Origin of the sequence: Meiothermus sp. (genome assembly GCF_025060375.1) — a bacterium.
In the GTDB taxonomy this organism is placed as follows: domain Bacteria; phylum Deinococcota; class Deinococci; order Deinococcales; family Thermaceae; genus Meiothermus.
In genome coordinates this window covers 1-10,800 of record NZ_JANXCG010000043.1, presented here as the reverse complement: position 1 = coordinate 10,800, position 10,800 = coordinate 1, and the positions used below count along the sequence as shown (strand labels likewise).

Genomic DNA, 10,800 nt, shown 5'->3' with positions numbered 1-10,800 from the left:
GGCCCTCAGGTGTACTTCTCGCCCCGGACCACCTCCACGGTCTCTACGTAGGCGATGACCGCGTAGTTGGGAAAGTAAACCTCGGCCAGATGGGCCAGAATTTTTTCGGCCACCTCGGGGCTCACGATGGTCTCGAGGCGGATGTTGTTGCCCTCCCACTCGCTGGCCCGTACCCCTCGGCTCCCCTCGCCTCGGGCCTCGGTGATGGTGTAGCCCTTAGCCCCGAGGCGTTTTATCTCCCGCACCAGCCGCTCTTCCAGAAACCCCTCGGCAATTATGGTGACCAGCTTGCGCGCCACCAGCGCCATCACGCACCTCCGTGCAGAGAGCGAGAGAGGGCGAAGTAGAGGGGAATGCCCAGGGTCAAGTTGAAGGGAAAGGTGATTCCCAACGAGGCCGTCAGGTAGTAGCTAGGGTTGGCCTGGGGCAGGGCGATGCGCACAGCGGCGGGGGCGGCGATGTACGAGGCGCTGGCCGCCATAGCCCCTAGGACCGTGGCCCCGCCCACCGACATCCCGGCCAGGCTGCCCAGCCAGACCCCAAGCGCACCTTGTACCACCGGCATTCCCAGGCCAAAGCCAATGAGGAAGGCCCCGGTGCTGCGCAGGTCGCGCAGCCGCTTGGCTGCCACCATACCCAGCTCGAGCAGGAACAGCACCAGCACCCCCTGAAAGGGGTCCACAAAAGCCGCAGCTACCTTTTTGAGGCCCTCCGGTCCGCTCAAGAAGCCGATAAGTGATCCCCCCACCAGCAGCAAGACGCTGCGACCGGTGAGGATTTCGCGCACCGCTTCGCCCATAGGGCCTCCTTTCAGGTTGCGGCGGGCGATGAGCAGAGCGATAACGATGGCCGGAACCTCCAGGATGGCCACCAGGGTAGGCAGGTAGCCCTCCACCGGCTGCTTGACGGATTGCATGAGGGAGTTGGCGGCGATGAAGGTGACCGCCGAAACCGAACCGTAGTGGGCGGCCAGGGCTGCGGCGTTGACCACATCCATTCGGCCGAGCCGCCGCAGCACAGCGTAGGAGAGCAACGGGGTGAACACCCCTAGGGCCAGGGTAGCCAAAGCAGGCTTCCACAGCTCGCTCCAGGGGGTGGCGGCCAGGGCTGCCCCCCCTTTGAGCCCGATGGCCAGGAGTAGGTAGATGGAGAGGCTGGTGTAGAGGGCTTCGGGAATCCTGAGGTCGGAACGGACCAGGGTGGCCACTATCCCCAGGGCGAAGGCCAGCACAGCGGGAGAAAGTAGGTTGGCGCGAAGGAGTTCTAGGGTTTCCATGGTTTGGGCTGAGGTTCAAGTTGCAGGGTTCTAGGGCTGTACCATGGGCTTTGCTGGAAGCGACAATTGGCTCTCCACGCGGATTCCCATTCTACTGCCCTTGCCCCAAGGAGTAGCCGGGTTTTCCGTCGAAAGTGTAGAGGTGCTCGGTCTTTATGAAGTCCAAGCCGGCCTCAGCCAGCCGCCCCAGCAGCTCCACGATGTCGCGGTGGCTGAGGCAGCCCCCCTCGCTCATGAAGCGTCCCCGCCAGTGGTCGGTGCGGAAGGTTTCCGGGAAACCCCCCGGCCAGACCTTGACCCCCCGGTTGGTGATCAGGGTGAGCCTGAGCTTTCCGTTGGAGAAGGGCTGCAGAATTCCGGCCAGCTCCTCGGGTTTGGTGCCGCGCCAGCAGAAAAAGACGTCCACCCCGACCAGCTCCCTTTGGGCAGGGGGATACTCTCGGACCCGGATGGGGGGCATGGGGGTCCTGCTGGCCTCGCTGAACCGGGCAGGCGAGAGGTGTTCGGGCATCTGGCCAAGCCGCTCGATAATCGCATCGGCAAAGGCCTCGGTGCCTACCTTTTTCCGGCTGGTCCGCTCGTCGTAGATGTCGGGGGTGTGCAGACCATCCTCCAGGGTCTTGAGCCAGGCGTTCTGGATCCGTGCTGCGGCCTCGGGCTGACCTATGTGGACCAGCATCAAAACGGCGGCTTGCAGCAGCCCTGAGGGGTTGGCTATGCCCCTTCCAGCTATATCCGGTGCGCTGCCGTGTACCGCCTCGAACATGGCGCAGTCGTCCCCTACGTTCGCGGAACCCGCCAGTCCCACCGACCCCGCCACCTCGGCGGCGATGTCGGAGAGGATGTCCCCGTAGAGGTTGGGGGCCAGGATGACGTCAAAGCGCTCGGGGGTCTCAGCCAGGCGTGCAGCCCCGATGTCCACGATCATGTGCTCCCTTTGTATCTCTGGGTACTCGCGCCCCACTTCCTCAAAGATTCTGTGGAAGAGACCGTCGGTGAGCTTCATGATGTTGTCCTTGGTAATGCAGGTAACCCTTTTGCGCCCGTTCCGTCGGGCGAACTCGAAGGCATAGCGGACGATGCGCTCGGTTCCCGGCCTGGAGATGAGCTTCAAGCACTGGACCACCTGGTCGGTCTGTTGGTGCTCAATCCCAGCGTAGAGGTCCTCCTCGTTTTCCCGCACGATGACCAGGTCGATGGCCCCGTGTTTGGTGGCGATGAAAGGCTCGTAGCTGCGCACCGGCCGCACATTGGCGTAGAGCCCCAGCGTCTTGCGCACGGTTACGTTCAGGCTCTTGTAGCCCCCGCCCTGGGGGGTGGTGATCGGGGCTTTCAGGAAGACCCGGGTGCGGCGCAGGCTTTCCCAGGCCTTTTCCTCAATGCCGCTGGTGTGTCCCCGGCGGTAGACGCTCTCGCCAATCTCGATGGGCTCGGGCTCTATCTGGGCCCCACCGGCTTCCAGAACGCGCAGCACTGCGCGCATAATCTCAGGACCGATGCCGTCGCCGTAGGCCACTGTGATGGGGGTTTTCTGCATACCTCCTCCCGGACCCCAATCTAGGGCAAGGGCCCCGGTGCGGGACGGGCTTGAGTTATGGTGATTTTTTGCTAGACTGCCCATAGCCTGAGGAGCAACAGCCCAAAATTTGGAGGATGGCCCAGCTCGAGCCCAGGAAAGGGTAAACTACCCTTCTGATGCTGATGAGGCTTCCACCCCATCCCTTAGTGGGCCTGATTATGGGTTCTAAGTCCGACTGGGAAACCCTCGAGCCAGCTGCCCGCACCCTGGAGGAGCTGGGGATTCCCTTTGAGGTTCGGGTGGTCTCCGCCCACCGTACCCCCGACCTGCTCTTTGAGTACGCCGAGCAGGCCGAAGGGAGGGGGCTCGAGGTCATCATCGCAGGGGCAGGCGGGGCCGCCCATCTGCCGGGTATGACCGCTGCTAAAACCAGCCTGCCGGTTCTGGGGGTGCCGGTGGAGTCCAGAAGCCTGAGGGGGTTGGACTCGCTGCTCTCCATTGTGCAGATGCCGGCGGGGGTTCCGGTGGGTACGTTGGCCATTGGTCGGGCTGGGGCCATCAACGCGGCGCTTCTGGCGGTGAGCATCCTGGGCAACAAGTACCCCCAGTGCAGGGAGGCCCTGAAGCGCTACCGCGCCGCCCAGACCGAAGCGGTGCTGGCAAACCCCGACCCCCGGCAGGGCTGAGGCGAGCTATGGGTGCCCGGGTTGGCGTTTTGGGGGGTGGGCAGCTCGGCCGGATGCTGGCCCTGGCCGGGTATCCGCTGGGCCTGGAATTCCGCTTTTTGGACCCTGCCGCCGGGGCTTCGGCGGGCCAGGTGGCCGAGCTTTGGGTGGGGGACTACGAGGACGGGCCCTTGCTCGAGCGGTTCGCCGAGGGGTTGGACCGGGTGACCCTCGAGTTTGAGAACGTTCCGCTCGCCGCGCTGCACAAGCTGGTCCCGCGGCTGCCGGTCTACCCGCCCCCCCAGGCGCTGGAGGTAGCTCAGGACCGCCTGGGTGAGAAGACCTTTTTCCGGCGCTTGGGGATTCCCACCCCCCTTTTTCATCCGGTGGAAAGCTACGCCGATCTGCTGGAGGGGCTGGAGCGCGTTGGCTGCCCGGCCCTGCTCAAGACCCGCCGCCTTGGCTACGATGGGAAAGGTCAGCTCTTGCTGCGCGAGCCGGCCCAGGCCCAGGAGGCCTGGGCCACCCTGGGGGGGGTGCCCCTGATTCTGGAGGCCTTCGTGCCCTTCAGGCGAGAGCTTTCTATCCTGGGGGTGCGCTCGGCCCGAGGTGAGCTGGCCTTCTACCCTTTGGTGGAGAACCACCACCGGAGGGGCATTTTGCACAAGAGCCTGGCCCCCGCGCCCCAGGCTGAGGCCCTCCAGCCCCGGGCCGAGGCCCTAGCCCGACGGGTTATGGAGGCCTTGGGGTATGTGGGCCTGTTGGCCATAGAGTTTTTTGAGGTAGAGGGGGAGCTTTGGGCCAACGAGATGGCCCCCCGGGTGCACAACTCCGGCCACTGGACCATTGAGGGGGCCGAGACCAGCCAGTTTGAGAACCACCTGCGGGCCGTGCTGGGCTGGCCCCTGGGTTCCACCGCACCGCGGGGTCACGCGGCCATGCTGAACCTGGTTGGGCTCCGGCCTGACTTCACCCGGGTGCTGGAGATTCCCGGGGCCCACCTCCACTGGTACGGCAAGGCGGTGCGCCCTGGACGGAAGGTGGGGCATGTTACCCTGCGCAGCGACTCGCCGGCGGTCCTGGCGGAGCGTCTGGAGCAGCTTGAGCACCTGTTGTCGGCGGTTGTCCCGCCCGTGGAGTAGCCCCTATACTGGACTTGGCCCAGTAAGCCTTTTCGCGATGGGAGGGCCGCTCTGCATTTTGCACAGCCTGCGTACTCTTCACGGCATCTTTTGGCATCCGCCCACGGGTTTTTCTCATCTATGATCTGCCCCCGCTGCGGCCACAGCAATCCCGAAGGCGAGGAGAGCTGCCTCCGCTGTGGGGCGATCCTGCGGCCTGGGGGCGGGCTGATCCAGGAGCGACGCTGGGTGAGCGCGCTCTTCTTCGACATATCGCGCTTTACTGAGTACACCCTGAGGCATCCTCTGGAGGTCACCTGGGAGACCACCAACGAAGCCCTGCAAATTGCGGCCAGCCAAGTTCGCCTGCGGGGGGGGCACATAGACAAGTTCTTCGGAGACGGTTTTCTGGCCGTTTTTGGGGTGCCAAGGAGCCAAGAGTCCGATGCGCAGGCCGCGCTGGAGGCGGCAAGGGCCACGGTGGCCTCGAGCCCCCTGCCTTCCCGGGTGGGTGTGGCCAGCGGCCTGGTCCTGCGTACCCCTCTAGGGGGAGGGCTGGCCGGCGATCAGACTGTTTTGGGGCCTGCAGTCAACCTCTCCCAGCGCCTCTCCCAGGCGGCCCCTCCCGGTGAGGTGTGGTGCGACGAGGTTACCGTGCGGCTGGTGCCGAGGGCCATTACCGAGCTCCTCCCGCCACAGCCCTTTAGGGGTTTTGCTGAGCCCTTGGTGGTCTTCCGGTACCTAGGGATGCGCCAGGGGCCGCTCGATATGGTGGGCCGGGAGCGGGAGCTGGAGGTTTTGCAGCAGGCCCTGGAGGCGGCGCGAAGGGGGGAGGGCCGCCGGGTGGTGGTGTACGGGCCTATGGGGGTGGGGAAGTCACACCTGGTCCGCTACTTCCTAGAGACCTTGCCCGAGGGGGTGCAGGGTGTGATGGTGCCCCGGCTCATCCAGGGTATTCCCCTGCGCGACACCTTGCGCCAGGGCCTGCAGGGGTTGTTGCCCGGAGGCTTTGGCCAGCTCAGGCAGCTCGAGCTGCCTGAGCACCTGCAAGTGGCGCTGGAGTTCAGCGTTGGGCTTAGACAGCGGCCCCCACTGCCCGCCGCAGAGCTTGACGCCCTGCTGGTGGAGGCCTGGGGGGCCTTGCTGAGCCGGCTGGCGAGAGGGATGCCGGTGGTGGTGATTTTGGAGGACCTTCAGAGTGCCGATGCGACGGTCCTCGAGTTTACCCGCCGCCCTGCCCCAGCCGGGGTGCTGCTGGTGCTGGTGGCCCGGCAGAACCGCTGGGGGGCGGACCCCGACGTGGTCTTTTTGCCCCTAGAGCCCCTTTCGCTGGAGGAGTCCAGGCGCCTGATCCTGTGTTATCGCCCGGACCTGGGCACGGCCAGCCTTGAGCACCTGGTTGAGGCCAGCGGGGGGTATCCCCTGGCAGTGCAGGTTCTAAGCCTCACCCCCAGCGGGGAGCCCGAGCCTATACCCCTATACCAGCCGCGCCTGGACACTCTTCCCCGCCTGGCCCGGTTAGCCCTGCAGGCCGCCGCGGTGCTGGGGGTTACAGCCCCTCCCGAACTGGTGCGCCACCTGGTGGGGGAGGAGGCCGACCTGGCCCGCCTGGTGGGGGAAGGCTTTCTCGAGACCGACGGGAAGGGCCAGCTTCGCTTTGTTGTCCCTTGGTTGCGAGAGGCGGTTTTAGGACAGGTGGGGGGGCAGCAAGCGCGGCGCTGGCATCAGCAGGCTGCCCGCTGGTACCAGCGCCAGGGGCGGCTGTCCGAGGCCGCCGCCCACCTCGAGGCCGCAGGGGAGACCGCCGCTGCTTACCGGTTGTGGCGCCTGGCGGCGCAGCAGGCCTGGAGCGAAGGGCGCTATGCGGAGGCCCTGCTGGGCTACCTCGAGGCCCTGCGCCTGGCTGAGGGTGGGGTCCGCGGCCAGGCTGTGCTGGAAGCTGCAGAGGCCCATCTGGCCCTAGGCCGCTACGGCGAGGCCCTGGAGCTGGCAGGCCGGCTCCTCGCTGCTTCGGAGGCTCCTTTGGTGCTGCGCCAGCGGGCTCGGGCGGTTTACCTGGAGGCCTCCTGGGCCTTGGGCCAGGACGAACCCAAGGAGCTTCGGCGGGAGGAGCCGCTGGAGCCCCGGCTGGCCCTGGCCCTGGCCCGAACCGCTCCCACGGACGAGGCGCTGACCCTACTCGAGGGGCTGCCTCCAGCCTTGCAGGGCTCGGCCCTTTTGGTGAAGGCCCGGCTTTGGCTGAGGTCGGGCCAGCTGGAGCAAGCCCGGGCGGCCTGCGAGGCCTATCTGGAGGAGCATGCGCAGAGCCCGGTGGGGTGCTTTGAGGCCCGTCAGATCTGCTCCGAGGCGCTTTGGCGGCAGTTCAGGCCCAAAGAGGCCCTGAAGGCCCTGGGTCCGCCGCCCCACGAGGCACTACCCGCCTGGTTTCGCAGCCTGTACCAAAGCAGCCGGGCAGCCTTGTGCCTGGACCTGGGCCAGCTCGAGTGGGCCGGTAGCCTTCTGGAGGAGGGCCTCCTGTGCCTCGAGGGGGCCCCGACCTGGGCGGTTGAGCGGGTGAGCCGGGTGCGCCTGCGCTACCTGTTGGAGTCGGGGCAGCTCGAGGAAGCCCTCTACTACGGAGAGGCCGCGCTGGCCCGCAGCCCTTCTGCCTCCCTGTTGGCCTACCTGGCCTTGGCCCGCGCGCTGGCCTCGGGACGAGACAGTGAGGTGCTGTTGCGGCTTTTGCGGGGGCTGGAGGGGCTGGAGGACGTCGAGGCCCAGGCGGTAGGGGAACTTGCGCTGGGGCTGCGCAAAGGGCACCTTCGGCAGGACCCCATCCCTCACCTGCAGCGGGCGGCGAGGCTGGCCCGGCAGGTGGGCAACCCCAGCCTCTACTACCATGCCCTGGTGAGCTTGGGCCTTTTTTTGGGCGGCCGCTCGAGCCAGAAGGCCCTAGCCCTCTCCCGTTACCTGTTTCGGAGTACGCTGGCCTCCGGCTTTGAAACCCAGCATGGCTACGCCCGGCTTCTGCAGGCTCAGCTTTTGCTGATGAAGGGACAGGAGCCTCTGGGGCTCCTCGATTTCGAGGCCAAAACCCCTCTGGCCTGGGCCTGGCAACAGACCCTCAGGGGGCTCGTGGACGGCAGGCGGCCCAGCTTTGAGCCCCAACAACTTCGGGGGTACGGCGTGCTTGGGGTCTGGTTGCGCTGGCAGGCTAGGGCTGCGCCCTGCCCCGAACGGACGCGGGCAGGTTAGAATAGGGCCCTACGTCCGGGCCAGCTTTGGCTTCGGGAGGCGGGGTGTATGGATGCCGAAAGCGCTCAAGCCATTGAGCTAATCCGTTCCCGCGTCTCCATTCGGGAGCTGGTAGGACGCTATGTGGCCCTCAAGCCGGCCGGCAGGGGGGTTTGGAAAGGGTTATGCCCTTTCCACCAGGAGAAGACCCCTTCCTTCTACGTCAACGAGGCCAAGGGGCTCTGCTACTGCTTCGGTTGTAAAGCGGGAGGGGACATCTTCGCCTTTCTGCAGCGGATAGAGGGCCTCGAGTTCCGCGAGGCCTTGGAGCGGCTGGCTCAGGAGGTTGGGGTGGAGCTGCCCAGGCGGGGGGGGCCGCCCTCGGCCCGAAAGGAGGCCCTGCAGGTTCTGGAGTTGGCCCAGACCTATTTCCAAAGCCATCTGGAGGGCGCGCCGCTGGACTACCTGCAGGCTCGAGGGCTTACCCAGGCCTCCATTGAGCGCTTTGCCCTGGGCTACGCGCCCCCGTCCTGGGATGGGCTGCTCAAGCACCTGCACCGCCACGGGGTAAGTCCTCGGGAAGCGCTGGAGGCAGGGGTGCTGGTGGAGCGGGAGGGCCGTCTCTTTGACCGCTTCCGCAACCGGATTACCTTTCCTATCCTTGACCCGCTGGGCCGCATCGTGGGGTTTACCGCCCGGGCGCTTTCCCCGGAGGACCACCCCAAGTACCTCAATTCCCCCGAAACCGCCCTTTTCAAGAAGAGCCTTCTGCTCTACGCCTACCCCCAGGCCCGCCAGAGCATCCGCGAGCGGCAGCGGGCTGTGGTGGTAGAGGGGCTTTTTGACGCGATTGCCCTACACCAGATGGGCTTTACCGAGGCAGTGGCGGTGCTTGGTTCCTCCCTCTCTCCCGAACAGGCCCATCTTCTGCGCCGCGCTGAGGCGGCTGAGCTTTACCTAGCCTTCGACGCTGATGAGGCTGGGCGTAGGGCCACCTTACAGAGCCTGAACCTGGAAATAGCCCGGAGCTTCGTGGTCTACGCGGTGCTGCTCGAGGGGGGCAAGGACCCCGGCGACCTGCTCCTCCTTCCGGAGGGCCGGGCCCTCTTCGAGAAGGCCCTGGCCGAGGCCCTGCCAGAGGTGGAGTACCGTTTCCAGATGGCCGCTCAGGGCCTTGACCTGCGCCGCCCTGAACACAAGCAGAGGGTACTGGAGGCCCTGCGGCCCCGCCTCGTTTCGCCGGAGCCCTTTGACCGGGTGGCGGAGCGGCTCAAGGCCAAGGTCATCAGCGCCCTGGGCATCTCGCCCCGGGCTTTGGAGGACTACCTGTCCCGGGCCCCCGAGCCCCGCCGGGCCTCCCCTGGCGACCCGCTGGCCCGGCTGAGCCTGGGCCGCCCCGACCTGACCGAGAGGCGCTTGCTGCGCGAGCTGGACGTTGTAGCCTTGCTGTATGCGGTCCCAGAGGAGGAGTTTGAGGACTGGGTGCGCTACGTGGAGGCCAATACCTGGCCGCCGGAGGGAAGCCTGCTGGCCGAATTCGTGCAGGTTTCTCGCTCCAAGCACGGCAGAAGCCGGGTTCTGCGCCACTTTGAACAGCGGGGGGAAGGGGCCAGGTTGATGGACATTTTGATGAAGAGCCCGAGCTTTGAGCGAGCCGAGCTCGAGGCGCACCTGGCCGTGGCCATGGCCCGGGTGCGGGAGGTCTACTACGAGATGCGGCTGGATAAGCTCAAAGCCCAGCTCAAAAGCTCCGCTGATCTGGAGGAGATCCGCACCCTTACCCGAGAGATTCAGGAGGTCTTGCAGGCCATAGAGGCCGAGCGGCGGCTGTACAGACGCTAGGAGGCTTAGCTGCTGCCTGGACCGACCCGGTGACGACCCCTTCCTACCTGGGCCAGCGCCGGTTGATGTAGTCGAGGCTTCTTCCTCGCAAGAGCCAGGCCGCTACCAGCGTGGTCAGCGGTACCGCCAGCACCAAGGCCAAAGAGCCGACCAGCATGGTGACCACCTCGGCGGCGAAGGTCTCGTTGTTCACCAAGAAAACCAGCGGAACATCGCTCTTGCTGATTAGAAGGAGCAGGGGCAGGGAACCCGCCGCATAGGCCAGCACCAGGGTGTTGACCAGGCTACCGATGTGGTCAAAGCCCACGCTCATACCCCGGTTGTACAGCTCCCGCACCCTGTAGCGCGGGTTGGCCTGCACCAGCGCCTGCACCACCGCGGCCTGGGTTACCGTTACGTCGTTGAGGGCCCCCAAGGCCCCCACCACCACCCCTGCCAGGTACAGCGCCACCAGGTCGAGCTGCCCGCCGAGCTGGAAGCGGGCCAGAAAGGTCTCCTCCGAGGTGAGGCCGGTGAACTGCATCCACTCGGTGAGGAGTGAGGAGAGCACCAACGCTACCGCTGTGGCCAGGGTAGTGCCGATGAGGGCGGCGGTGGTCTTTCGGTTGACCCCGTGGACGAAGTAGATGGATAGGCTTAGGATGCCGAAAGCCCCCACAAAGGTGACCAGCAGGGGGTTCTGCCCGGCTGATATCTGGGGCACCACGAAGAAGGCCAGCACCCCCATGCTGGCTGCCGTGCCCAGTAGGCCGCGTAGACCCTTACCCCGGCCCAGGGCCACCGTGACAAGCCCGAATAGCCCCAGCAGACCCCACAGGTAGGGAATGCGGTACGGCTCGGCGATGTAGGTCTTGCCGTCGGCTTGGTAGACCACCACCCGCTGTCCTACCCAAAAGCCCACGAACTCGGTGGGTAGCTCGGCCTCCACCCGCCGCCCGCCCACCTCCACCGTGGCGGTGCCCTCGTTGAGGGCGACGATGCGGGCTATGGCGTAGGTACCGGGTGCCGAGGGCTCTTGGGCAAGGGCAAAGGGCAGGAGGGCTAGGGCGAGCAAAAGCAGCGCCTGGCGCATGACCCCTAATCTACCCAAAGGGCGGGTGAGAAACCGGTGTAGACTGTTGGTACACAAAGGGAACTCTATGAGCCCATCTCCTTCCATTCTGG

The 10,800-nt window shown here is 66.0% G+C and carries 8 protein-coding genes; 4 read left to right on the top strand and 4 right to left on the bottom strand.

Going from position 1 to position 10,800, the window contains the following annotated elements; all coding sequences use genetic code 11:
• Nucleotides 1-5: 5 nt before the first annotated feature.
• The 3 genes from NZ849_RS05815 to NZ849_RS05805 all read right to left on the bottom strand — a co-directional run bounded on the left by NZ849_RS05815 (nt 6) and on the right by NZ849_RS05805 (nt 2,813).
• A complete protein-coding gene (locus NZ849_RS05815) occupies nt 6-308 on the bottom strand; it encodes a transcriptional regulator (RefSeq protein ID WP_295405303.1) in 303 nt (100 codons plus the stop codon).
• A complete protein-coding gene (locus NZ849_RS05810) occupies nt 308-1,276 on the bottom strand; it encodes a sodium-dependent bicarbonate transport family permease (protein ID WP_295405301.1) in 969 nt (322 codons plus the stop codon). Before NZ849_RS05810 ends, NZ849_RS05815 begins: the two co-directional genes overlap by 1 nt.
• Before the next feature lie 91 nt (nt 1,277-1,367).
• Nucleotides 1,368-2,813, bottom strand: coding sequence for an NADP-dependent isocitrate dehydrogenase (locus NZ849_RS05805; RefSeq protein ID WP_295405299.1), 1,446 nt, complete (start codon nt 2,811-2,813; stop codon nt 1,368-1,370).
• A gap of 164 nt (nt 2,814-2,977) precedes the next feature.
• On the opposite strand from NZ849_RS05805, the gene purE reads away from it, so the two are divergent.
• From purE to dnaG, 4 genes are all read left to right on the top strand, one after another.
• Nucleotides 2,978-3,481, top strand: a complete 504-nt coding sequence (gene purE / locus NZ849_RS05800) for a 5-(carboxyamino)imidazole ribonucleotide mutase (protein ID WP_295405343.1) — start codon at nt 2,978-2,980, stop codon at nt 3,479-3,481.
• 8 nt (nt 3,482-3,489) lie between these two features.
• Complete coding sequence (locus NZ849_RS05795; protein WP_295405297.1) at nt 3,490-4,602, top strand: 5-(carboxyamino)imidazole ribonucleotide synthase; 1,113 nt, start codon at nt 3,490-3,492, stop codon at nt 4,600-4,602.
• Between the two features lie 228 nt (nt 4,603-4,830).
• The gene (locus NZ849_RS05790) at nt 4,831-7,815 is read left to right on the top strand and encodes an AAA family ATPase (RefSeq protein ID WP_295405294.1); all 2,985 of its coding nucleotides are present in this window, start codon (nt 4,831-4,833) and stop codon (nt 7,813-7,815) included.
• A 48-nt stretch (nt 7,816-7,863) separates the two neighbouring features.
• Nucleotides 7,864-9,636 (top strand): DNA primase, encoded by a 1,773-nt coding sequence (dnaG, locus tag NZ849_RS05785; RefSeq protein ID WP_295405292.1) that lies wholly within the window; start codon nt 7,864-7,866, stop codon nt 9,634-9,636.
• Between the two features lie 43 nt (nt 9,637-9,679).
• Here dnaG and NZ849_RS05780 read toward each other — a convergent pair whose 3' ends face one another.
• The gene (locus NZ849_RS05780) at nt 9,680-10,708 is read right to left on the bottom strand and encodes a YibE/F family protein (protein WP_295405290.1); all 1,029 of its coding nucleotides are present in this window, start codon (nt 10,706-10,708) and stop codon (nt 9,680-9,682) included.
• Nucleotides 10,709-10,800: the final 92 nt, after the last annotated feature.